General features: G+C 64.7%; 22 protein-coding genes. 7 read left to right on the forward strand and 15 right to left on the reverse strand.

Going from position 1 to position 23992, the window contains the following annotated elements; genetic code table 11:
* The 6 genes from BMY91_RS17140 to BMY91_RS17170 form a co-directional block, all read right to left on the reverse strand.
* Positions 1-1802 (reverse strand): DUF222 domain-containing protein (locus BMY91_RS17140; protein WP_090824506.1); only part of this gene is annotated, 1802 nt, incomplete at its 3' end.
* A gap of 311 nt (positions 1803-2113) precedes the next feature.
* Positions 2114-2983: a class II glutamine amidotransferase gene (locus BMY91_RS17145; protein ID WP_090824106.1), complete on the reverse strand. Its 870-nt coding sequence runs from the start codon at positions 2981-2983 to the stop codon at positions 2114-2116.
* Positions 2984-3005: 22 nt separating this feature from the next.
* A complete protein-coding gene (locus tag BMY91_RS17150; RefSeq protein WP_090824108.1) occupies positions 3006-4406 on the reverse strand; it encodes a glutamate decarboxylase in 1401 nt (466 codons plus the stop codon).
* Between the two features lie 185 nt (positions 4407-4591).
* Positions 4592-4939: a hypothetical protein gene (locus tag BMY91_RS17155; protein WP_090824110.1), complete on the reverse strand. Its 348-nt coding sequence runs from the start codon at positions 4937-4939 to the stop codon at positions 4592-4594.
* 429 nt (positions 4940-5368) lie between these two features.
* A complete protein-coding gene (locus BMY91_RS17165; protein ID WP_090824114.1) occupies positions 5369-7231 on the reverse strand; it encodes a glycoside hydrolase family 15 protein in 1863 nt (620 codons plus the stop codon).
* A 41-nt stretch (positions 7232-7272) separates the two neighbouring features.
* Positions 7273-7935, reverse strand: coding sequence for a TetR/AcrR family transcriptional regulator (locus BMY91_RS17170; RefSeq protein WP_090824116.1), 663 nt, complete (start codon positions 7933-7935; stop codon positions 7273-7275).
* 117 nt (positions 7936-8052) lie between these two features.
* On the opposite strand from BMY91_RS17170, the gene BMY91_RS17175 reads away from it, so the two are divergent.
* Positions 8053-9102 carry an NAD(P)-dependent alcohol dehydrogenase gene (locus BMY91_RS17175; RefSeq protein ID WP_090824118.1) on the forward strand — a complete coding sequence of 350 codons (1050 nt, stop codon included), beginning with the start codon at positions 8053-8055 and terminating at the stop codon, positions 9100-9102.
* Positions 9103-9211: 109 nt separating this feature from the next.
* On the opposite strand, the gene BMY91_RS17180 is transcribed toward BMY91_RS17175, so the two are convergent.
* Both BMY91_RS17180 and BMY91_RS17185 read right to left on the reverse strand, forming a co-directional pair.
* On the reverse strand, positions 9212-10138 hold the full coding sequence (locus BMY91_RS17180; RefSeq protein ID WP_090824120.1) for an EamA family transporter: 927 nt from the start codon (positions 10136-10138) through the stop codon (positions 9212-9214).
* Positions 10135-10755, reverse strand: a complete 621-nt coding sequence (locus tag BMY91_RS17185) for a helix-turn-helix domain-containing protein (protein ID WP_090824122.1) — start codon at positions 10753-10755, stop codon at positions 10135-10137. The genes BMY91_RS17180 and BMY91_RS17185 overlap by 4 nt, the downstream gene beginning before the upstream one ends.
* A gap of 110 nt (positions 10756-10865) precedes the next feature.
* Between BMY91_RS17185 and BMY91_RS17190 the strand changes: the two genes are divergently transcribed.
* Both BMY91_RS17190 and BMY91_RS17195 read left to right on the forward strand, forming a co-directional pair.
* Entirely contained in the window at positions 10866-11762 is an 897-nt protein-coding gene (locus BMY91_RS17190; RefSeq protein ID WP_090824124.1) for an SDR family oxidoreductase, read from the forward strand.
* A gap of 97 nt (positions 11763-11859) precedes the next feature.
* Positions 11860-12090 carry a DUF6458 family protein gene (locus tag BMY91_RS17195; RefSeq protein WP_090824126.1) on the forward strand — a complete coding sequence of 77 codons (231 nt, stop codon included), beginning with the start codon at positions 11860-11862 and terminating at the stop codon, positions 12088-12090.
* Positions 12091-12169: 79 nt separating this feature from the next.
* On the opposite strand, the gene BMY91_RS17200 is transcribed toward BMY91_RS17195, so the two are convergent.
* Entirely contained in the window at positions 12170-13072 is a 903-nt protein-coding gene (locus tag BMY91_RS17200; protein ID WP_090824128.1) for a carbon-nitrogen hydrolase family protein, read from the reverse strand.
* Entirely contained in the window at positions 13073-14635 is a 1563-nt protein-coding gene (locus tag BMY91_RS17205) for an APC family permease (RefSeq protein WP_090824130.1), read from the reverse strand.
* 113 nt (positions 14636-14748) lie between these two features.
* Here BMY91_RS17205 and BMY91_RS17210 point away from each other — a divergent pair, with 113 nt between their 5' ends.
* Positions 14749-15393 (forward strand): TetR family transcriptional regulator, encoded by a 645-nt coding sequence (locus BMY91_RS17210; RefSeq protein WP_090824131.1) that lies wholly within the window; start codon positions 14749-14751, stop codon positions 15391-15393.
* A gap of 17 nt (positions 15394-15410) precedes the next feature.
* Positions 15411-15695 carry a hypothetical protein gene (locus tag BMY91_RS17215; protein WP_090824133.1) on the forward strand — a complete coding sequence of 95 codons (285 nt, stop codon included), beginning with the start codon at positions 15411-15413 and terminating at the stop codon, positions 15693-15695.
* Positions 15696-15699: 4 nt separating this feature from the next.
* Here the strand turns inward: BMY91_RS17215 and BMY91_RS17220 are convergent, their stop codons facing one another.
* The 5 genes from BMY91_RS17220 to BMY91_RS17240 form a co-directional block, all read right to left on the reverse strand.
* Positions 15700-16293, reverse strand: a complete 594-nt coding sequence (locus BMY91_RS17220; RefSeq protein WP_090824135.1) for a histidine phosphatase family protein — start codon at positions 16291-16293, stop codon at positions 15700-15702.
* A gap of 100 nt (positions 16294-16393) precedes the next feature.
* Complete coding sequence (locus tag BMY91_RS17225) at positions 16394-17299, reverse strand: alpha/beta fold hydrolase (RefSeq protein WP_090824137.1); 906 nt, start codon at positions 17297-17299, stop codon at positions 16394-16396.
* 85 nt (positions 17300-17384) lie between these two features.
* Positions 17385-18995, reverse strand: a complete 1611-nt coding sequence (locus tag BMY91_RS17230) for an amidohydrolase (protein WP_090824138.1) — start codon at positions 18993-18995, stop codon at positions 17385-17387.
* The gene (locus BMY91_RS17235) at positions 18992-20215 is read right to left on the reverse strand and encodes a serine hydrolase domain-containing protein (RefSeq protein ID WP_090824140.1); all 1224 of its coding nucleotides are present in this window, start codon (positions 20213-20215) and stop codon (positions 18992-18994) included. The genes BMY91_RS17230 and BMY91_RS17235 overlap by 4 nt, the downstream gene beginning before the upstream one ends.
* Positions 20212-21654 carry a purine-cytosine permease family protein gene (locus BMY91_RS17240; protein WP_090824143.1) on the reverse strand — a complete coding sequence of 481 codons (1443 nt, stop codon included), beginning with the start codon at positions 21652-21654 and terminating at the stop codon, positions 20212-20214. Before BMY91_RS17240 ends, BMY91_RS17235 begins: the two co-directional genes overlap by 4 nt.
* Positions 21655-21781: 127 nt before the next feature.
* Here BMY91_RS17240 and BMY91_RS17245 point away from each other — a divergent pair, with 127 nt between their 5' ends.
* Together BMY91_RS17245 and BMY91_RS17250 are read left to right on the forward strand one after the other, a co-directional pair.
* Positions 21782-22423, forward strand: coding sequence for a TetR/AcrR family transcriptional regulator (locus tag BMY91_RS17245; RefSeq protein WP_090824145.1), 642 nt, complete (start codon positions 21782-21784; stop codon positions 22421-22423).
* Positions 22424-22649: 226 nt separating this feature from the next.
* On the forward strand, positions 22650-23981 hold the full coding sequence (locus tag BMY91_RS17250; protein ID WP_256212805.1) for a serine/threonine-protein kinase: 1332 nt from the start codon (positions 22650-22652) through the stop codon (positions 23979-23981).
* Positions 23982-23992 lie beyond the last annotated feature (11 nt).

The following is a 23992-nucleotide window of genomic DNA, read 5'->3' on the forward strand; positions in this document are numbered from 1 at the left end:
GCTTTGCGGATGTGGGGCGGGAAGATGCGGGTGGTTCGTCCGATGTCCAGGACGCGGCCTTGGCTGCCGAGCAGGACGGGGATGATGTCGGCGTCGCAGGCGATTTTGCGGATGGTGTTGGGGTGTAGCGGGCCGGTGAAGGTCGCTGTTCCGGAGCTGAGCGGGTTCGGACCCGTGCCGGTGGTGTCGGCGTGGTTGGGCTCGTCGGGATGGTTGGTGTGGCGGGGTTCGGTGGTGTGCCCGTTGTGGTTGGGCTTGTTGTGGTGGGTGAGTTGTTCGAAGAGGTGGCGGTGGTCGATGGTGACGGTGAGTTGGGGTCGGAGTCCGCCGTTGGAGGGTAGTTTCCCGGTGCTCATCGCGAGGGCGCAGGCGCCGACGAGGCCGTTGAGTAGTTTCTGGGCGCGGGTGCGTCGGTCCAGGCCCGGTTCGGTGGGGGATTCCGTGGGGGTTTCCGTGCTGGTTCCGTCGTCCGGGGTGTGACCGGGTTCGGTGGTGTGACCGGGTTCGGTGGTGTGACTGGGTTCTGGTGTGGTGAGGCGGGGGTTGGTGGCGGTGTTCATGGCGGTGGTGAGGGCTTCGATTTGTTCGTCGGTGGCGAAGATTTCGAGGTGGTGGAGTCCGTGGCGGCGTCGGCGGCGCAGGAACGCGCCTTGGAGTTGGCGGAGGGCTTCTTCTGAGGGTTCCGGGCCGTCTTGGTCGATTCTGTCGGACCAGGCTTTGGCCATTTTGGCGACGAAGTCGGGGTCGGTTTCCTTCGCGGTGGCGGTGAGGGCTTGTTCCATCAGGGTGATGGTGTCGTCGTCGGTGAGGTGGCGGGTTTTGTCCAACGCGGCACTGATGATGGTCGCGGAGCGGGACGGGAGCAGGGCTGAGGAGTGGGCGTCGGCGAGGATCTCGCGGCGGGCGGGAATGTGCTGGCCGGTCATTCCTGTCTGGGGTAGGACGTCGTTGGCGAGGGCGAGCCGGCGGCGGGCTTCGCTGATGCTGATCCTTAGCCGGGCGCGCAGGAACTCGGCGGCGTTCCGGTACCCGTCGTCCAAGGGACTGGCCGGGCTCCCGGCCTTCGCGGCACCGGCACTACCCGCCACCCAGGCGGCTGCGCCCGGTGTGGCTGCGCTGTGTTTACCCGTGGCTGCGCCCGGTTGGGCTGCGCTGTATGTACCCGTGGCTGCGCCCGGCTGGGCTGCGCCCAACGCCACAGAGTCGACCGGGTTGTCCGCACCCACGGCCGGTTCAGCCCATCCAGTCCGCCACTCCGGCGCTGCAGATGACGACCCTCTCTGCGCGTTCTGCGCCTCGTTCCGGGTCCGTTCGACGGCTTGGGCCGCCACCACCTGCAAGTACTCCAGAACCCGGGCAAACTCCTCGACTTTGCCGGCAAAATCCGCAGCCTCTACGAAACCAAATGACCGAGCCTCCGCAGCGGCGGATTCGCGGAGCGATGCCAAGGAATCGGCAGCCCGGGCAAGCGGGCCGACGGTGCCTGGAGCAGACTGCGTGCCCGATTCGATCAGACCGGCCATGCGCTTGATGTCGGCCGCCGGAATCACCCGCATGCCAAAACCATCGCCATCCGGGCCGACGTAAGTACGTGCACTCACCTTTGAGGACCCGTTGATGGTGTCCAGACCCCACATCAGCCCTGTTCCCGGCCGCTCGCCCGAAAAGGCGGACATCGTTACGGGGCCGTTGAACGCGGCTCGGAGCGGGGCGGGCATGTCCGCAGATCGTCTGGACAGGCCACGCGTCAGCACGCCGGGCGTCCCTGCCCGCCGTGCCAAAACCTGCCCGTTGCTTCCCATGAATCAACCTTGTCACCAGGGTCTGACATTATTAGCCGCGGCCGGTGCCCACCGCAGAAATGCTTTTGGGGGTGGTCACTGGACACTCTCGCGCTGCCCGGATCCCGCCCGCTTCCTGCTCCGCCGCCACGGCTGCAGAGTATGAACGACGGCGACCTGCAGCCGTCGTGGGTGCGCGGGTCGAGGTGCCTGGAATCCATGTCTCCGTGGGAGGCCGGTCTTGTGCGTCGGGTGACCTGTTGAACGACAGCGACCTGCCGCCGTCGTCGTCGGCATATTGGTCCCACTGGGGCGTGCCGCGCGAAGGGTGGTTACGGTTTCTGTGACGCTGCGGCGGCGGGCTCCAGGTCGGCCAGGGTGAGGGGATGTGCGGGGGCGTCAGGGAAGGGCACTGTGGAGGTCACGGCAAGCTCGGCGTCCACATGGACCAGCTCGCCTGCACCCAGAGGCCGCCAGCCCGGGTTGTGGTCCATGGGTTCGGTGGCAAAGAGGACATGCGGGGAACGGGCCAGCTCCGTACTGCGGGTATGGATTCGTTTGCTCCGGGCATCCAGCGGTGCGGGTGGATCAGGCGGGGAAGCGGGGTCCCGTTCCAGCATGAACAACGGGTGGATGGCTGGGTACCTGAGGGCCCACATGTCCGTTGCCGTGGACAGGATGAAGTTCAGGCTGAAGACGGGGAGCTCGCGGGCAATCCAGGCGATGGCTTGGACGATGCCCGCGCCGACGTCCCCAGCTGCGCGGCGGGTCTCGGCGGTGATGAGCGCAAAGAGCCGCTCGCTGTCGGACTGACCCAGCACCAGGTCCATCACTCCGAGTTCGGTGAGGCGTTGATCGAGCTGCTCGAGCCCGTGGAACACTCCGTTATGCGCAAACAAGCGTCCGTCCTGCTCGAACGGATGTGTGTTGACCATGGTGAGGGCGCCGGTGCTGGCGTACCGCACATGGGCCAGGAACGTGGTGCTTCTCAGGTCGCGCGCTTCACGGGCGAAGGCGTGATCCTCCCAGGCGGCCAGCGGCTGTTTGGCCACGTGCGCCTTGCCTGCCGCATCGAAGGTCCCAATGCCGGCCCCGTCCGGCTCCCGGCGGCTCTGGACGGAGAGGCTGTCAGGGGCATTCAACAGCCAGAACGTGGCGCGCACCGGCCGGGGACCGGCATGCAATCCGAAGAGACGGCACATCCGGGGGCCTCCTTTCCGAACGTCAGTGGTGGAATCCTTCGGCCTGCTGATCCACAGGCATGGGTGCTGTGAGGCTATCGAGGTAGTCGACTTCCTTCTTGAGGTCGGCCAGGAAACTTGAGGCGAGGTCGCGCGTAAAGCCGTTGCGGACAACGATCCTTTGGACCGTGACTTCACTGAGCCCGTCGGGCAGTGGATACGACGGAACCAGCCAGCCGTTCATCCGCAGGCGCTCTGACAGGTGGTGGAGGTTCCAGTGTTCCGTGTGGCCATCAGTGAGTTGCCACGCAAACACCGGGATATCCGAGCCGTCGCTCCACAGGGTGAACGCGTCCATGGCTCCGATCTCGTTGGAAAGGTACAGCGCCACGTCGCGTGACGTTGCCTGGACGGACCGGTAGCCGGCGAAGCCAAGGCGAAGGAAGAGGTAGTACTGCAGAAGCACCTGGGCGCCGGGCCGGGAAAAGTTCAGGGCGAAGGTGGGCATATCCCCGCCGAGGTAGCTGACGTGGAAGATCAGATCCTCCGGAAGTGCCGCCGCATCGCGCCATACAACCCACCCCAGGCCCGGGTACACCAGCCCGTATTTGTGGCCTGAGGTATTGATGGAGGCCACACGGGGGAGCCGGAAATCCCACACTGTTTCGGGTTGCAGGAACGGGGCCACCATCGCTCCGGAAGCACCGTCCACATGGATGGGAATATCCAGGCCGCGGCGTGCCTGGATATCGTCCAACGCCTCGGAGATCAGTTCCACGGGTTCGTACCTGCCGGTGTAGGTCACTCCCAGGATGGCCACGACGCCGATGGTGTTCTCATCCACGTACTGATCCAGGTCATGGCCGTCCAGCGTGGGGTGCTCGGCTGAAACCGGCACAAAGCGGGGCTCCACGTCCCAGTAGTTGCAGAACTTTTCCCAGCACACCTGCACTGCGGAGCTGAGGACCAGGTTGGGTTTATCCGTGGATTTGGCGGCGGCCTTCCGTGCATGTTGCCAGCGGCGTTTCAAGGCCAACCCGCCCAGCATGCAGGCCTCGGAGGATCCGATGGTGGAGGTGCCGATGCTCTTCTCAGGATCCGGCGCGTTCCACAAATCCGCCAACATCCGCCAACACCGGGTTTCGATGAGCGCCGTTTGGGGGTACTCATCCTTGTCGATCATGTTCTTGTCGAACGTTTCGGCGTAGAGCTTCGACGCTTCAGGCTCCATCCACGTTCCCACGAACGTGGCCAGGTTCAGCCGTGAGTTCCCGTCCAGCATCGCCTCGTCGTGGACCACCTGGTAAGCGGTGGACGGCAGGGACTCGCCTTCGGGGATGGTGAAGCGGGGAAAGATGGTGGATTCTCCCGGCCGGCTGAACAGCGGATTCAGTTCCACGGCGGTGTTGGCTTCATGCTTTGACGTTCGGTGGGATCTGCTCAAGGGGCTGGCTCCTTCGAATCACCCGCTGGCAGCGGGGGCGCGACCTGTCTGGGCCTCACGCTACCCGCCGGGGCAAGCGGACCCAAGCTTCCCGAGCCGGCGAACGCAAGCTTCCCGCCGGGGCGGCGAACGCAAAGCGCCCGACGGCGGTACTCGCCGTCGGGTGGTTCCTCCGTTTTGCGTGCCTACTTGGGATACGCCTGATCCGGTATTTCCATTTGGAAGCCGCACTCGTCGCAGTGCAGCACCCTGGTGTTGAGGTAGATCTCGAGCTCGGGATCGACCACCCGGTCCGTGATCCCCACGGCAAAGTGGTTCCGCTTCCCCGCCCCGGTGTGCATGGGTGCTCCGCAGTGCAGGAAGTGTTCGCCAGACTGGAGGAGGCCGGGGTGCTTGGCGGAGGTGTTCAGGACATTGGCCACGTCCGCCACGGTTGCTGCATGACTGCGGGAGGAGCCGCATTTCCGGCAGTTGTAGCCCACGTTGATGAGCCCGGCGGAGAGGTCGGAGTGGGCGTCGATAGTATCGACCATGAGGTGCTGGCCGGTTCCGCAGTGTTCACAGCGGGGTTGGGGCGCCGAAGAAGACGCCACGGAAGAGGGGGGAAAAATGGGGTGTGCTGGCTGAGCAGACATTGGTAACCCTGAGGTGATGGAGAGTGGATACCTTGGTCACAAGTATGGTTTCTCCACTCATGAGACTAAGCGTGCCGGCACCCGTGTGGCAAGCGGTGGGTATCCGGACGCGACAACTGCGCCTATCGCAAAAGGGCCGGCGATGGGACGATTCTCATATGGGCGAACAAGAGAACTACCAGCCCGCTGCGCCCTCAAGCGCTGCGTCAGAAGACAGGGGAGACCCCACAACCCAGCAGATGCGGACCATCGGACAGCGCCGGCGTGAGGCCGAACGCAAGCTCGACCTGCACCTGGAGGAGGCACGCCACAGGGACGGAGCGTCTGCTAGCGAAAGCGAGGGTCATTCCGAAGCGTAGAGCTGCTCGCATGCCAAGGGTGCTTGGGATGATCCAGGGGTGTGTCGCTGCTGTGGGCCGCTCCGTGATGCAGTTGCAGGGCGCTGTGAATGAGTGGGAAGTGGCTGAACGCCTGCGGGGTGTTGCCAAGCTGCCGGTGGGTTCTTGGATCCCACTCCTCGCTGAGCAGGCCAACATCGTTGCGCAGGGTGAGCAGCCGCTCAAAAAGTGCGGTTGCTTCGGCTGACCGGCCGATTCCCAGCAGGGCGTCCACCAGCCAGAAGGAGCATGCAAGGAAGACGCCTTCGTCGCCGGGGAGTCCGTCATGGCCGGACTGGGTCCGGTACCGCATGACCATGCCGTCCTCCGTCAGTCCCCGCTGGATGGCATCCACCGTCCCGGCCACGCGTGGATGCCGGTGTGGAAGGAAGCCGACACGGGGAACCAGGAGCAGGCTCGCGTCCAGTTCCTTGCTGCCGTAGGCCTGGACAAAGCTGTTGAGATCCTCGTCGAACCCTTTGGTCATGACGTCGTTGTGGATTTCGCTGCGGAGGGCAGCCCACCTGTCAGCGGGGCCCGGCAGCCCGGAGGTCCGGATGCCTTTGACCATGCGATCAGCAGCCACCCACGCCATTACTTTGGAGTGGGTGAAGTGCTGCCTTGGCCCGCGGACTTCCCACAGCCCATTGTCCGGCTGGTCCCAGGCTCCCTCGAGGTACTCCATCAACGCGACCTGGAGGTCCCAGGAATTGTCCACGGCACCATCCGGTGCTGCCGCCCTGGTGAGCGAGAGTCCGTCCAGGACTTCGCCCCACACATCCAGTTGCAGCTGCGGCGCAGCGGCATTGCCGGTCCGGACCGGTTGTGAGCCTTCGTAACCGGACAACCAGGGGATCTCTGCCTCCGGAAGCCTCCTGGCGCCGTCGAGCCCGTACACAATCTGGAGCTCGGACGGGTCTCCGGCGATAGCCCGCAACAGCCAATCCCGCCACGCCGCGGCCTCTTCCGTGTAGCCGGCGGCGAGGAGGGACTGCAGTGTCAGTGTGGCGTCGCGCAGCCAGCAGTACCGGTAATCCCAGTTGCGCGGTCCGCCGATTTGTTCGGGCAACGACGTGGTGGCTGCGGCCACAATGCCGCCGGTGGGCGCGTACGTCAGTGCTTTGAGGGTGATCAGGGACCTCTCTACAGGCTCCTTGTACTTGCCGGTGATCTCGCTGCGGGCAATCCATTCCAACCAGAACGACTCCGTGGCTTCAAGTGCCCGCAGGGGATCGATCCTTCGCGGTTCAGGCTCGTGGCTTGGAGCCCACCGCAGGACGAACGGGACTTTTTGGCCGGCGCGGACAGTGAAATCGCTGAAGGTTTTCTTGTCGCGGCCTTCCAAGGGGGCGTGCGTGGTGAGATACGCCGAGTCGGGTCCGGCCACGGCGCTGATGCCGTGGCTGCTGTGCCGGACCCAGGGCACCACGCTGCCGTAGTCGAAGCGGAGCACCAACTCCATGTGCATGTCCACTGAGCCGGAGAGTCCTTCGACGATTCGGACAAGGTCCACGGCCTCATCACGGACGGGCATGAAGTCGGTGACGCGGACGGATCCGCCGTCCACTTCCCACTCCGTCTGGAGGACCAGGGTGTCCTCGCGGTAGTAGCGGCGTGTGCAGTCGGCTTGGGCGGCAGCGGCGCCGGCAGGGGCCAGAAGCCAGCGGCCGGCGTCGGGGGTGTGCAGGAGTGCCGCGAAGCAGGATGGAGAGTCGAAACGCGGCAGGCACATCCAGTCGATCGAGCCACTGCGCCCCACCAGTGCTGCCGTGTTTAGATCCCCGATGATCGCGTAGTCCTCAATCCTGGCCATGGATCAGATCCTAGCCGCCGCCCCTGGGCAAACGGCTGAGGTCAATCGGCTGAGGCCAGTCGGCTGAGGCCGTCCAGGATGAGGTTCAGGCCGAACGCGAATTCGTCGCCGAAGTCGTAGCCGGGTTTGAGGACATGTTCGACGGCGATCTCCACCATGTGCGGATACTCGACGGTGGAGAACCGCTCCATGATGGGGTTGGTGATCTCTGCGGCGGTGTCGCGCCCTTCGAACGGCAGCGCTGCCTCCTGGAGCGCGAATCCGTAAATGTAACTGTCCAGCAGGGCATACGCGTGGGCTGTCAGCTGCACGGAGAATCCGGCGGCCCGGAGTGTGGCGAGCGTTGCTTCGTGGTGGCGGAGGGTGGCCGGGCCGGGGGCGGACCTGCTTTCCAGCAGTCCAACCGCCCAGGGGTGTCGCTTGAGTGCCGAACGAACCGCATGTGCCCTTTGCTGCATCTCCTCCCGCCAGTCTCCATCGGGTAACGGCAACTCGATCTCACTGAAGACCATGTCCACGATGCCGTCCAGGATCTCGTCCTTATTGGCCACGTAGTAGTACAGCGACATGGGCTTGGTTCCCATGCTCTGGGCGAGCGTGCGGATGGTCAGGGCCGCGATTCCGGACTCATCGGCGAGCGCTACGGCGCACTGAAGCACTCTTTCCCGGCTCAGTGGGAGGCGTTGGGATGCTGCGGCAGGCACTGGATCTCCTTGGAATCTGGGGTTGCCCCTAGCGAATTAGTACAGTGTACGGTAACCTCGTTGGTACAGCGTACGAAAAAATCCAGGCAGCAACCGCACTCAATGAAAGGACCGGCCATGATCAATGGTCAGCAAGCCACGGAAGGCGGAGTTCCGGCATCCCAGCCCGCTTCCGGAACCATGCGGGCGATCGTGCAGGAGGCGTACGGTCCGGCCGATGTCCTCCACCAGGCCCGGATTCCCCTCCCCGCCATTGCAGAGGACCAGGTGCTGGTCCGGGTCCGCGCCGCAGGGCTGGATCGCGGCACCTGGCACGTCACCACCGGACGGCCCTATGCCTTGCGCCTGGCCTACGGATTCCGTGCCCCGAAGAACCCGGTCCCCGGAATGGACCTCGCCGGAACGGTGGAGGCCGTTGGGGCAAAGGTGGCAAGGTTTGCCGTGGGTGACCAAGTGTTCGGGACCGGAAAGGGCACCTTTGCCGAGTATGCCGCCGCCAGCGAAGACCAGCTTGCCCACAAGCCGGCGAACATCAGCTTCGAACAGGCCGCGGCGGTGCCCGTTTCTGCGTGCACTGCCCTGATCGCAGTGCGGGCCGGCGGCCTGGACGCCCGTCGCGGCATCCCGCAACGGAGGCTCAAGGTCCTGGTCACCGGTGCTTCCGGCGGTGTGGGCAGTTATGCAGTGCAGTGCGCCAAGGCGGCGGGTGCTGAGGTGACGGGTGTGTCCAGTCCCGCCAAGCTGGATCTGGTGCGTGCCCTTGGCGCCGATCACGTGGTGGACTACACGGCACAGGACTTCGCGGATGGTACCGAAAAGTACGACGTGATCATCGACATCGCAGGCAACCCCTCCGTCTCCCGCCTCCGCCGTGCCCTCACTCCCACGGGGACGGCGGTCATCACCGGCGGCGAGGAAGGTGGCTCCTGGACGGGAGGCCTGGACCGCCAGTTCCGGGCCCTTGCGCTCTCGCCGTTCATCCGCCAGAAGCTCACCATGATCGTGGGCACTCAAAGCGCGGCGGATCTTGGGTACCTCGCCGGACTTTTGGAGGAGGGAACCATCTCGCCAGCCATCGATCGCATCTTTCCGCTGGCCAAGGTTCCGGACGCCATGCGCTATTTCGACGCCGGCAAGGCCCGCGGCAAGGTGGTCGTCACCATCTGAGCGGCACCCATAAGGCACAGGCACCGCAAGCGGCACCCACCGCAAGCGACACCCCGCAAGCCGCAGGCACCGCAAGCAACGCACGACGGCGACCTGCCGCCGTCGTGCGTCAGGCCTCCTTGGTGGGGCCGGTGCTGGACGCAACCTCCGGCGCGGGTCCCAGTGTTGTGGGTTCGGCGAGCGGTGGCGCGTTCCTGGTTCCGCCACGCTGGGATGCAGCGCCCGCGAACACTACGAGGGCGATTCCGAGGAACTGGACAAGGGATGGTTGCTGATGCAGCACCAGCAGGCCCAGCAGGACACCGAATGCCGGTTCCAGGGACATCAGCGTGCCGAAGGCTGTGGAGGTCATGCGACGCAAGGCCTTCAGCTCCAGCACGAACGGCAGGACCGGCATCAGCACAGCTACCCCCAGGGCGCCCGCCAGAATGCGAAGGTCCAGATGCCCCACGGCCTGCGGAATTCCGACGACGGCAGCCGTCACCGCGGCAATGGGGACAGTGAGTGAGAGGGCTCCAATTCCCGTGAAGCGATCACCGATTTTCTGGGTCAGCAAAATGTAGGCACCCCACCCGGCTGCCGCAATAGCCGCGAACATGACGCCCAACAGGTCCACTTGGCCGTGCCACGGCTCCGTCAGGAGGACCACGCCCAGCAGTGCCAGCAGGGGCCAGGCCAAGGCGCGCCGGTTATGGCTGCGGACCGCCGCCACGGTCAGCGGGCCCAGGAATTCGATGGCCACCGTGGTTCCGAGCGGAATGCGTTCCACGGCGCCGAGGAACATGATGGTCATCAGTCCGGTGGCAACGCCGAGGCCCAGCAGAGGCAGGACGTCGTGCCTTCGCACCGAACGCAAAGGTGGGCGGGCAATGGCCAGGAAGATGATCGCTCCCATGCTGAGCCGCAACCACGCCGTCCCGGCCGGGCCAACCTCGGCGATCAGGCCTACGGACAAGGCGGAGCTCAACTGGACGGAGATCATGGCGGCAACAGCGAGTCCCCACGGAGGAACCGGGCCACGGTTTGCCGTGCTCATGAGTCCTGTCCCGCGGTGGTGACGGTGTCCTGGCGATGACCGGAGCCTACGCCGGGTTCAAAGACTGCCAGGATGAACCGGGCTGGCCCGGTACCAAGGTTGGCATAGGAGTGGGGAATGTCGCCCGGGAAGGTCATGGCGTCACCTGCTTCCAAGGTGATCACCTGCTCGCCGGCCTCCACGGTGACCGCGCCTTCCTGAACCTGCAGGAGTTCCTTGGTGCCGGCGGCGTGGGCTTCGCTGCCGTGGTGGTCGCCGGGTCCCAACGTCCAGTCCCACAGTTCCACCACGTCAGGAGATTCGGTGCCGGCCACCAGGAGTCCGCGGCCACCTTGATCGCTGCTCCACAGCTCGGCGCCTTCCCCACTGCGGGTGACTTTGATGGGTTTCGGGCGGGGAGGCTCCACCAGTGCGGGCAGCCCAACGCCCAGGGCATCGCTGATCCGGAGCAGCGTCCCAACGCTGGGGTTTGCCGCGCCCTGCTCCACGTTGACGATCATCCGGCGGCTGACGCCGGCTGCCTCGGCCAACTGGTCGAGTGTCCAGCCGCGGTGCTGGCGTTCTTGCTTTACCCGCGCGCCAATGGCCAGGGAGAGGGTGGTGGTGCTTTCATCCATGAGTGCAGCATACTGCACTTTGAGTGCACTAGGCGCCCTGGGTGGAGGTCTAGCCGTGGGAACGGGCTCGTGCTACCACTGACTTTAGGAACAACCCCTAAGGAGAAACTGTGGCCGAAGATCTGCCTGTCCTTGTTGTGGGTGCCACGGGTTTCCTGGGCAGCCAAGTTGTGGATGAACTGCTCAGGCGCGGCAAGAGTGTCCGCGCGCTGGTTCGGCCACAATCCAACGCCGCCAAGCTTGAAGCCAAAGGCGTCCGGATTGCACGTGGCGACATGCTGGATGCTGCATCGCTGATTGCGGCCATGACCGGGGTTTCGGCGGTGGTTTCAACCGCGGCCGGGTACACGCGCAACGACAAGAATGCCCACGCGATCGATACCTACGGCAACAGCAACCTCGCCGTGGCCGCCAAGTATGCCGCCGTACCCCGGTTTGTGCTGATCAGTATTGTCACCAGCGACCAGACTCCGCAGATCCCGCATTTTTGGAACAAGAAACTCGCGGAGGACAGATTGGAGGAACTGGGCGTCCCGTTTGTGGCGCTCCGACCGGGCGCCTTCTTCGACCAGGCCGTGGGCATGGGTGGCGATCCGTTCAAGAAGGGCCGCTTCGTGTGGCTCGGCTCCAAGGATGCGAGGCTCACGTTCGTCCTGGCCAGCGACGTCGCCTCCTATCTGGCGCAGGCGGTGGATGCGGACATTGTTGAGGGTGAGCGGATCGATATTGGGTGGACCCGCCCAGTGACCATGCAGGAAGCCGCGGAGCTGGCGGAGCGCCATGCGGGCAAGCCGATCAAGGTGATGGCTGTTCCTTCCGGTGCCATCGCAGGACTGGGCAAGGTCACCTCCAGGATCATGCCGTTGGTCAGCGACATGGCCAGCATGGTGGCGTGGTTCGAGACGGGCAAGTACGTTGCCGACGTCACGCGCCAGGAGCAGGTGTTCGGGCCCCCGCCCACGCCTGAAGAAGCAATCGCCCAGGTGGCGGCCCGCTACGGCCACTAAGGAAGTCAACCCATTTATCCGATTTCATAAGTATCCTGATGGTACAGATTCGGCTGGAGCTACTGACCCTGCGCCGAACAGACTCGAGGAGCACGTTATGAGAATAGGTTCTTCCATTGCCCTGATTGCCGTCGGAGCTATTCTGGCCTTCGCGCTGGCCCCGGGACTTATCCCCTTCCTGGACCAGGTCCTGGTGGGTTACATCCTGATGGTGGTGGGCGTCGTCGGCCTCATCATTTCCATCGCCATGTCCAACAGGACCCGCCGCACGGTGGTTGAGCGGCGCACCGCCCCGGAAACCATTGTTGAGCGGCGCCCCGAGGTCTAGCAGCCGCAACTAACAAAAGAAGCACACGACGGCGGGCTGCCGCCGTCGTGCGCTTTTCTTTCGTTAAGGGCGGTGCCGCTTATGCGGAGGCAATTCCGCTGCGATGGCCCGCGGTGCTGGAATCACTCCACTCCGGTGACTGGAAGTGGGTGCCACCGAACATCGGGAAGGACAACAGGCCCTCCTGGTCCCGGAGTTGGGCCCAAGGGCGGTTGATGCCGTGGGTTCCGTAGCGGCGCAGCTGGGTGACCCGGTCCAGATCCAGCACGGCGAAGAGCACCTCTTCCCCGCCCTGTGCGTGCTGCATGATGGTGCCCTCGGGGTCCACGATCACGCTTTCGCCCACGCCGGCTGGGGCAGCACCGTTCACATTCACCACATACACCTGGTTGGCAAAGGCATTGGCCTGGGACATGACGATCTCCATGGCCCTGTCGCGGGTGGTGGTGAGCGTGGGTTGGATAATGACTTCGGCTCCCAGCCATGCCAACTGCCTGGCAACCTCGGGGAAGCTGCCGTCGAAGCAGATGGCCAGGCCAATGCGTCCGCAGCCGGGGATATCGAACGTGACGAACGAATCCCCGGGGGTGGTGGTTTCGAAAGGACGCCACGGGAAGAGCTTCCTGTAGCGGGCCACAATCTCGCCTTGCGGTGAGACTGCGATGGCCGTGTTGTAGGTGTTGCCGTTGTCTGTTTCCAGCAATGAGCCGGGCACGAGCCACACGTTCAACCTGCGGGCCAGGGCGGAAATCCGGTCGGTGAGCGGGCTGGGGATGGGCGCGGCAGAGCGTGTTTCCCCTTCCGGGTCCGGTATCAGGAACTCGCCGGGTGCGGACAGCAGCAGTTCCGGAACCACGATGACGTCAACGTCGGGCCCGAGCTTCTTGGCCGACTCGGCTTGGGCCTCGAACCGTGCCCAGGTTGCTTCAAGATCGCCGGGGACGGGGTTGGTCTGGATTGCTGCGATGGACAGGATGCGCATTTATGCCTCGGTTTCGTTGCTGAGAATTGCTGGAAGATGGTGGCGGGTGGTGACGTTTCCCCGGGGAATGGCTTCGCCGGAGAAGAAACGGCGGAGCCTGGGCTTCAGGATCGCGGTGACCATCAGCCCAAGGGCCAGTGCGCCGATGCCAATCCAGAACACGGAGCCGATGCCCAACCAGGAAAGGCCGGCGTAGTCAGGGGAGAGCATGTCCACGGCGCTGTACGCGAACGCTCCGATCATCAGGAGTGCGCCGAGGCCGGGAAGGATGCCCTTCAAGACCAGGGTTGATGCGGAGCCGCGCATCTGCGGTGCGAAGTACACCACCGAGGCCAGGGCGGTGGCTGCGTAGTAGGCCGCGATCATCAGTCCCACGGACAGGATGGCCAGCCCGATGAAGTCGGCGCTGACGGCCGTCAGCCCCAGGGTTATTGCCATGGTGATAACCGCCCACCAGATGATGGAAATGGTGGGGGTTCCGCGTTTGGAGTGCATGGTGGTGGTGGCCCGGTGAAGGGCGCCGTATGTACCCATGCTGAGCCAGGTCCGTGGGGTGCTGACGGCCACGGTCATCAGGGCTGCCAGCGCGGAGAGGCCCACTGCCAGCATGATGACCTGACCAAACACCTCGCCGGTCGCTTGGGGGCCGAGGACGGAGAGGACGTCCGAGACGGTGTCCGGATTGGTGATCCCTGCGGTTCCGGCGAATCCGACGGCCGCAGTGGCTGTGACGACATAGAAGAACAGCAGGATGACCGTTGTGATGACCACAGCCTTCCCGGGGGTTCCTTTGCGGTCTGTGGTTTCCTCATTGACGGCTATCAGGGCATCCCAGCCCCAGTAGATGAACAGGCAAAGGATGACGCCGGACACGAGTCCGGACATGTCGCCCGACGCGAAGGGATTGAACCAGTCCAGGCTTGGTTGTTCTGCGCCACCTTCTGCCGTTCCAGCAGAGGTGCCAGTGGCCATCGCGGTGAACGCCGCCACGCAGAAGCCTCCCAGAGCCACCAACTGCAAGGCAATCAGCGCGTACTGGACCCAGGCTGACAGCTCGATGCCCCTCGCTGCGATCCACGCACTGAGGGCAATCAGCCCGCACGCTATCGCGGCCACGGCGATTGGCTCTGCTGCGATCCACGCCAAGCCCAGGAAATTGAGCAGATAAGTGGTGGCCACTTGGGCCAGTGCAGCGCTGGCTATGAACGTTGCCATCTGGGGAACCCAGCCGCCGAGGAACCAGCCGGCTGCCGGCCCGAAAACGCGGGTGATCCAGACGAAAACACCGCCGCAGTCCGGCATTTCCTTGTTGAGGTCCCGGAAAGCCAGGGCGGTGAACAGGATCGGAACGAATCCCAGGAGAAAGGCCGCCGGAGTGCTTGCGCCAACAGCCAGGACCACAAAGCCCAGCGTGACGGCCAAGCTGTAGGCGGGGGCGACGGCGGCCAGGCCCAGGGCAACGGTGGGTCCGATTCCGATGGAACCGGCCTTGAGGCCTTTGGAGGTTGGGTCCTTGGGTGTTGGATCTTTGGCGAGCATGGGCGGGGATGGGGGTTGTGACATGGAGACTCCTCGTTGAATCAGTAATTTGAATCACATTCAAATTTGAATGCCATTCAATACCCGTCTAGAGTCAATGTCAACAGAAATCTTCAGGAGTTCACGGGGGAGCCGCAGTGGTCAGGGTCGACAAGAAGGAAATCCGGCGCCAGGAAATTGTGGCCGCCGCCCAGGCTGTGGCCGCACGCGACGGCGCTGAGGGAGCCACCCTCCGGGCCATCGCCGCAGAGGCAGGCATGGCCGCCAACGCTGTGCTCTACTACTTCGGCAGCCATGCAGAGATCATCGCCGCAGCCGTGCACGCATCTTCGAACAGGTTCCTGGAAAAGCTCGCCGAGGCTGTTGAACCAGACATGGGCCCCACAGCACGGCTCGCCGCGGTGATCAGCGCCGGAACCACCGCCGGACTGGACGACGACGTCTCCCGCATTCTCTACGAGTACTGGCCCCACATGCTGCGTGACGCCGGGCAGCGCCGGATCCAGGAGGAACTTACCCACGCCCAGGAACGCGTGTACCGGGAAATCATCGACGCCGGAACACTCTCCGGCGAGTTTTCGCCCGTTCTGGACCCCGCCAAGATTGCCCGAACCCTGGTTGCGCAGGAGGACGGGCTGGTGATGGATGTGTTGGCCGGCAGTGCCGCCAGCGGGTACGTGCTGGATTTGATGGGCAGCCTGGCGGCCACACTCCTGGGTATCAAAGAGCAGACCCTGCTGGAGCTGATCGGCGCCCGGAACGAGTCATCACCGGTCTCCTGACGGCGTAGGCTGCTGCCATGGAGAAGTCATTCGACATTGAACTGGTTAATCAGAACGAGTACTTGGTGCGCTGGGCAGCCGACGGGCAGACCGGCGAATCCCTGGTCCACACCAACCCCGAATTTCTTGCCGAGGTTGGGCTGGGCGGCATCGACGAGCTACGCATCGTGGAGGAAACCACCACCTACTTGGCGGAACACCAGCCCGTCATCGACTTCCCGCAGACGGTGGATCTTGAAGAGATTGCCGCAGCCTACGGCGACTACGCGGAGCAGCTGAAGGCGCGCCTGGACGCCAAGTAGCTGGCTAAACCCCGGCATCGGCGGTGACGCGCTCGCCGTTGAAGTACTCAAGCTGCCAACCGTCCGAAGCATCGTGGTGGGCCAGGTTGAGGGCCGCGTTCTGGACGCTGTCCAGGGTGCGTCCGATTGCGCGGTTGAGTGTCAGGCGAATCAGCGTGCCGTGCGCGACCACCAGTACGCGCTTGCCAGCGAACTCCTGGGCGAGCTCTTCGAGCGCACCCAGGCCGCGGCTGGCGGCGTCGTCATCGCTCTCGCCTCCGCGGAAACCACCCGGAATGCGGAGTGCCTCCAACTCGGGGCCGGCCTGCAATCCCTCGGCCGGTCCAAAGCTGCGTTCGGTGAGCTCGGGGACCAACCGGGACACCGTGAGGCCCAGCCCTTCCGCAATGATCTGGGCCGTCTCCGCTGCACGGCCCAGCGGCGAGGACACCACAGCATCCCACTGGCGGTCCGCGAGCACGGCGACGGCGTCGCGCGCCTGGCCGCGACCGACGTCGTTCAGCGGAATATCCGTGGACCCCTGCAACCGGCGCTCCGCGTTCCAATCGGTTTGGCCATGGCGGACGAGGGCAAAGGTTGTAAGGGTCATGCCTTCCATTCTGCCCTGAGGCCGTGCCGGACCGCAGTTCCGTGCGTCACGTAGGACCCTTGCGTTACGCAGCCACACCGCCCGACGGCGGGAGGTCGCCGTCGGGCGTTCAGCGTTGCCGCAGGTCGGTCAACAATCGCTGGACGGTGTCAGGCTGCTCCACTGTTGCGAAATGCCCGCACCGCGGCACCGTGACCGTGCGGACATGCGTGCAAAGCGCCGCCAGCTGCTCAAGGTCGGACTGCGGTGTGAAAACGTCCCGGTCGCCGCGGATCGCCAGCACCGGGCAGCAAATGCTGCGCCACTGGCCGGCGTTGTACAGTGCGGCAGCCCGCGCGGCGGCGCCGAAGCTTGCGGGGCGGGCCTCTTGCGCCAGCCTGCGGATCACCCTCTCCGGTATGGCCGCCGGGTTCGCGAACAGCGGCCCCAGGAGCAGCCGCATGATGGGCGTTTTCCCTACTCCACGGATCAGTGCCGTTCCGGTTTTTCCGAACGGTGCCGTGGAGCGCATGAGCAGCAGCATGAACACGAAAAACGGGAGCAGGAACAGCCCGCGCCACGGGTGCCGGATCGAATCCGTCACTCCAAAGGTGGTGGCCGAAATCGTGGCGACACTGGCTGTTTGCGCAGGCCACGCCGCCGCAATATGCAGCGCCAGAAAGCCGCCCATGGAGTGGCCCACGATGTTCCAACGGCGGTGCCCGAGGACCGTCAAAACCTCGACGACGGCACTCGCCATGGCCTCGATGGTGGCACCCTCCAAGCGGGCGGCCTGGGTGGAATCTCCCCAACCCGGCAAGTCGATCAGGATGCGATCGTTCTCCGGAGCGCGCGACATCAACGGCAGGAAGGTGGTCCAGGACCCGGCCGCTCCATGGAGGTACACGTCTGCGGTTCCTGACTCCGGACCTGCGCCGTCCTGGATCCGGACAGTGCACGGGCCCAGCTCCGTTGGCACGGTGATGCGCCAGGTGTCCGTTACCCGTACCGGTCCTGTTTGCTGCTGAACGTCCATGATGACCCGCTGCTCCTCACCTCTGACGGTGATTCGGAGCAGCGGGTGCGCTGGATCGGCCCGCGGCAGGTCCTTTCCGTGCCCGTTACTTCTTCGTGTGCACCGTCCGCCCGCCCACCACGGTCCGGACAACCTTTGCCTCCAGCAGGGCGGCTGCGCTGCCGGCGAAAACGTCGGTGTCCAGAACCACGAAGTCCGCAAACAAACCAGCGGCCAGGCGGCCGATGTCATGCTCAGCGCCGCAGGTCCACGCCGAATCGCGCGTCGCGTGCTCAATGGATGCGGCCAGGGGCAGGGCGAAGTCCGGGACGTTGGTTCCGGCAGCAGCATCCAGGGCAGAAGCGCGCGTGGTGGCCACGTACATGTTGGGCAGCGGAGCGTGGGGGGACGTGGGCGAGTCCGTGCCAAACGCAAGGCAAGCGCCCGCCTCCCGGATCCACGGCCAAGCGAATCCACGCTCCACTCGATGGTCCCCCAATTTGGCCGCCCAGTTTTCACTGATTGCGGGATCTGCGTGGACGGGCTGCATGCTCGCGGTGATCCCCAGTGCGGCGAGGCGATCGACGTCGGCCCTGTCCACCAACTCAAGGTGTTCAATCCGGTGACGGCGTTCGCGGGGGCCGTTCACCGCCACAGCGTGTTCCACGGCGGCGATCGCGATCCGCACGGACTCATCGCCGATGGCGTGCATCGCCACCTTCAACCCGGCAGCATCAGCCGCAGCCACAACAGGCGCGAGCTCTTCGAGACTCCAGATCGGTTCGGCATTCGAGCCATCGGCATACGGCATCCCCAAGGTGGCCGTGCACCCGTCGATGGTGCCATCAATGATGATCTTGATGCCCACCACGCGCAGGAACGGCGACTGATGCTCGACGGCCAGCTCGGCTGCCCGCTGGACCTGGGCAATGTTGTTCTCCGCGGAGCCGGTGCTGTTCACCCGCCAGTAAGCGATGAGCCGGCTCGTTAGCGACCCGTCCTTATCAGCCCGCTTGAAGGCCGCAAGATCGGTCTCGTTGAAGCCCATGTCGCATGCAGTGGTGACTCCGGTTTCGCGGTAGGCCTGCTGGACTGCGGCGATGCTGGCTCCGTGCTGGTTCCCGTCCACCTGGGAATCGAGGAAAGGGAGCACCAGATCGTAGAACGCATTCTCGTCAATGTAGCCCGTGGCGTGCCCCTGGGAATCGCGCTTGATGGTGCCGCCGTGCGGATTGGGGGTGTGGTCATCGATCCCGAGCTCAGCCAGTGCGGCGGTGTTGACCCACACGGAGTGGAAATCATAGGCGAAGGCATAAACGGGTTTGCCGGGCACCACGGCGTCGAGCATCGCAGCTTCCGGGACGCCGCCGGGAATGACTCCATGCAGCCACCCTGTGGCCAGGATCCTGTCGGTGCCAGGATCCTCGGTGTCGCGGGTCTTGATGCGCTGCTGGATCTCCTCCACGGACTTGGCACCCCACAGGCTGACCTGTCCCAGCGCTTCGCCGGTGCCGATCACATGCGCGTGACCGTCCACGAATCCGGGCAGTACCAGCCGGCCCCCGAGGTCCGTGACTGGCGCGTCCGGGCTCAGCCGCGCCGCAGTGTGCGCATCACCGACGTAAAGGATCCGTTCATCCTGCACCAGCAGGGCTTCTGCCCAGCGGCGGGTATCGGAGGTGAAGATGCGGCCATTGGTGTAGAGCTGGGTGGTCACGCTGCGTTTTCCTTTGATTCCATGGTGTTTGGCGCTTTCAGTGAGTCGCTGTCCAGAGAGTGGCTGTCCAGGGCGCGGCTGACGTCTACGAGCAACTGGTTTTGAAGTGCGTGGAGGTGACCGCTGTCCGGTCCTGGCCACGTGGAGAGCTTCACGATCACAGTCTCCGTCAGGGGGTCGAGCCAGAGGTACTGGCCGTAGATTCCGACGCCCGTCACGTTGCCGCGCTCGTTTCCCGTGCACCACCACTGCCGGGTGTAGGACCCGCCCGGGTGGAGATCAGTGAAGGAGGAATCCTTCATGGCGTCCTGGCTGCCGCCGGCGAGGATGCTGCTGACCCACCCCTCGGACACCACCCTGCCGCCTGGACCTTTGCCGCCGTCGAGCATTAACTGGCCCACCCGCGCGAGGTCGTGGGCAGTGCAGGAGACCCCGCCGTTCGCGAAGCCGAAGCCCGCGGCGTCCACTGTGATGGTGGCGTCCCGGTCCGCGTCGAGCTTTGACCACAGGTATTTGGACAGCGCATCCGAGTAGCGCAGGCCCGTAACCCGCTCAATGATCCATGCCAGGACGTCGGTGTTGGCGGAGCAGTACTGGAACGTGCCCACTGTGCCGTTGCCCGTGAGCGTGGTGAGGAAGGCATACGTGTCCCCGGGGTCGCCGTCCTTGCGGGTGCGCCAACCGGCAGAGCGGTCGTGCGTTTGAACCTCGGAAGCGGGATCCACGTAGTCTTCGCTGTAGTCAAGGTGGACGGCCATGTCCAGCACGTGCTGCACCGTTGCTCCGCCATACGCCGATCCTGCGAGCTCTGGTACGTAGTCAACCACGCGGGCAGATGTGACGATGTGGCCGGAGTCCACCAGAGCCCCCACCACCAGGCCGCACATGGACTTGGAAATGCTCATGACCAAATGGCGGTCATCCGGAGCGAATCCGGGCCGGTAATACTCCGCGATGACCTTGTGGTGATGCAGTACCAGGAATGCATCGGTATACGTGTCCTCCAGGCGCTGCATCAGATCCGGCAGTTCCACGGCCGCCAGCTGCTCGGTAGCCCCAGCCGGCGCGGCCGGGAAGCGGCGGTTGATGGTGGCCGTCGGAACCACTTCGCCCAGGTGCGCGAAGGTCCAGCGGTTATGCGGGCCATCCTGCCAGGTGTCCAGTGTTGGCTGGCCCACGGCACCGGGGTAGCGGGAAGGATGGTTTCCAGTGGTGGTCATGCGTTGGCTCCTACGTGGTTGGATGTGGTGTTGCGTCGGGCCGGGGACCACCGTGTCAGCGCTACATACACGGAGGCGGTGACCACCATGGAGACCGGCACGGAAAGATCCAGTGAGCCCATGGCCGCCGCGATGGGTCCGGTAAAGGCGCTGTTGCTGAGGAACAGCGATGCCACGGCTGCGCCGAGAATGACGGCCAGCAATCCAGGAAGATGCCAGCCGCCGGAGTACCAGAAAGGGCTGCCGGGCCGCTCATCAAAAAGTTCGCGTCCGTTGTAGCGGTTGCGGCGAATGATGACGTCGGTGGCGAAGATGGCCATGGTGGGGCCGGAGATAAGAACCAGCAGTTGCAGCATCAGGTTCACGGCGTCCAGCAGGCTGGTGGACATCACCAGGTAGATGGTGAGCGCGGTTCCGATTGCGCCAACCACCACGGCGGAAGGGATGCGGCGGATGGGCACGCCGATGGACTGGAACGCCATGCTGGCGGTGTAGGTGGTCATGCCGTTGAGCGAGATGGTGTTGATGATGACGCCCACCACGAAGATGGGGCCGAGCCATGCGGGGAGCAGGGCCAGCAGCGCCGACTCGATGCCAAGGTCCATGGCGGCTGCGTCAATTCCGGTGGCCAGCAATGCTCCCACGGAGGTGAAGAGCATGCAGGGCAGGGCGCCGCCCAAGGCCGTGGCCGCAACGATGCGGGAGGACTTGGTGGACTCCGGGAGGTAGCGGGCCAGGTCCGGGCTGTTGGTGTAGGACAGGGGTGTTGAGGCGAGGATGGCGAAACCGATGGTTATGGCTGACCACAACGGCGCACCGTCCAGGGGTGCCGGGGCCGCATAGCCCCACTGGACGTGGGGCAGGATGAACGCGGTGACAAGCAGGAAGATCACCAGCAGCACCGAGGCCACCACCGGGTAGCTTCGCAGGATCAGGCTGTGGCCGAACACTGCCACGAGCACGGTGATGGCAGCCACGACGATTGTGACCAGCACTGGCGCCAGGACGGGATCCGTGAAGCCGAGCTGTGCCAGGAGTTCGGCGCCCATGAAGGAGGAGGCCAGCCAGTTGAGGGCCAGGAAAACAGCGGAGATGAACCAGCCGAAGAACGCCACAATTACCCTGTTGCCTCGGATTCCGTAGATTGCCCGGGTGATCACGGAGCCGGACGTTCCCGCCGCCGGGCCGCTGGTGGCCACAATGCCGGTAAGGATCCACGGCAGGCTTCCGGCGATGATCACCAGGAAGGCCTGCCACAGTTCCAGGCCCAGCAGGATCAGGGAGGCGCCCACAGTGAAGTTCAGGACGCTGACGTTCGGGGCTGCCCAGACGGGGAAAAGGTCGCGGGCGCGGCCGTGCCGTTCAGAGGCGCCGATGAGTTCGATGCCCCGTTTTTCGGGGTGGGCAAGTGGTTCTGGATAACTGACCGCATCGGTCATATGGGGCTGGGACAACGCTGTTCCTCTCGGGCAAGGTCAGCTCCGCAACGTTGGGAAACCGACCTGTGGGCACTATTGGTCATGCGACCAACGTGCTATTGGTCACTAATCCAATAGACTGATGGGCATGGTGTCAAGCCCCGCATCCCAACGCGTCCGAAAATTACCTGACGAGCGCCGGGCCGAGATCCTGGCGGAGGCCGCGTCTATCGCGCTGACCGAGGGTCTTGAGCGGATCACGCTCCGGGCCGTCGCTGACCGCCTTGGCGTGCGCCCAGGGTTGATCAGCCACTACTACCCGGCGGCGGAGGATCTGGTGATCGCGGCGTTCATCCGCGCCGTTTCGGAGGAGCGGGAAGAACTGTTTCCCGACGCCGGGACGCCGCTGGAGCGCATGGCCCACCTGATTTCGCGCATTGAAGGGAGGGGAGCCTTTGAGCTGACGCGGCTCTGGCTCAACGCCCGGCATCTCTGCCGGTTCACCCCGGCCTTGGCGGAGGCGCTGCTGGCGCAGGAGCACCTGGACCGGACCCGGCTTACGGCCCTCATCGAGGACGGCGTGGCCTCGGGTGACTTTGCTGTGGACGACCCCTTCGCGGCCTGCATCCGGATCTGGGTGGCGATCGACGGCGTGGGCTCCTACGTCAACAACCTGGGTTCCTTCGATTTTGAGGCTTTCCAGCGGTTCGTCACCGACGTAGCAGAGTGGGCACTTGGCCTTCCGGGGGGCGGGCTGCGCGCAGCCGTGGACCGGCAGGGAGCCGGATAGCCTGCGGGGTCACCGGCTCCCCGCATTGTCCTTCCGCCGCTTTAATAAGTATCCTGATGAGTATCTGGTGAAACCGGATGATGCTGTTTGGGCAGGGTTGCCCAAGCCGTGAGGGCTGAAGCAGGCGGTCACGCGGCTATCGTGAAAGTTAGATTGACGGCATTGCCTGGTATCCGCGGACAGCGGTTGCGTGACACCCAGGTGGGCCTGAAGGACGTGACAATTCGTGGGCAACAATGACGAAGCTGTGGACTCCCGTGTCCCGGATTCCATCGACGACACACTGGACGGCCGCTACCTCTTGGGAGCCATCCTGGGCAGGGGCGCCATGTCCGCTGTGTACCAGGCTACCGACCTTCTGCTGGGCCGTGAGGTGGCCATAAAAATCTTCCTCCCCGGCTCGGGTGATGACTCATTCCGGGCTCGCCAGGAAACCGAAATGAGGCTTCTGGCCGCGTTTGACCACCCCGGGCTGGTGGCGGCCTTTGACGCCGGGGTGGATACCCGGAACGATGAAGAGCGCGCCTACCTGGTGATGGAACGCGCTGACGGACGCGATCTGCGCGCAGTGCTCGCAGAGGGGCCGCTCACGGTGCCCGAGGTGGCAAGGATCGGCGTTGCTGTTGCCGGTGCGTTGTCCCAGGTGCACGGGCACGGAGTCATCCACCGCGACATCAAGCCTGCCAACATTCTTGTCTCCGACGACGACGGCCTGGCCCAGTCCGTGAAGCTGGCTGACTTCGGTGTTGCCCTGGTCATGAAGGACAGCCGCCTCACCGCAACAGGCTTCACCGTGGGAACCGCCCAATACCTCAGTCCTGAGCAAGCCCAAGGCCTCAGCCTGACTCCCGCCAGTGATATCTACTCGCTGGGACTGGTGCTCCTGGAGTGCCTCACCGGCAGGGCCGAGTATCCGGGAACGCCCATGGAAACGGCGTCTGCCCGACTGCACCGGGCACCGCAGGTCCCCTTGGAACTGCCCGCTCCGCTGCGTTCGCTCCTGGAAGCCATGACGGACATGGATCCCGGAAACCGCCCGAAAGCGCAGGAGGTGGAGCAAGCGCTCACCCAGGAAGGAATCCAGTCGGGACGAAGGACCGCGGTGCTCCCTCCCGTGCCGTCACGGCTGCCGCTCCGCACCCCCACCAGAAAACAGGTGGCGGTATCCGGGCTGGTGGACTTTGGCAAGCGCCGGCCCAGGACAGTCCAGGGTCTTGCCGCTGCTGCCGTGACCATACCCATCGCAGCGCTGATCGCTTTCCAAGGGTTTGCTCCTGCCGGCAACACCACGGATACATCCCTGCCCGCCGATTCCGGCGTCTCGCAGGCTGAGCCGCAGCCCATCCCGGCAGTGCCCAGTGACCCTGCGGTACCGGTACCCACGGAAGCAGTGCCCGCCGAGGCAGTCATTGTGCAGGAGCCCGGGCCCGCCACCGTGGTTCAGGAGCCGGCTCCAGTTCCGGCGGCGGAAACAGGCATGGAAAACGCAGTCAAAAAGAGCGCCGGCAAGAGCGGCAAAGGGGACGAAAAGAGCCACGGGAAGGGCGCCGACAAGTAGGCCGGACCCTC

Source organism: Arthrobacter sp. yr096 (assembly GCF_900108925.1).
Lineage (GTDB): Bacteria > Actinomycetota > Actinomycetes > Actinomycetales > Micrococcaceae > Arthrobacter.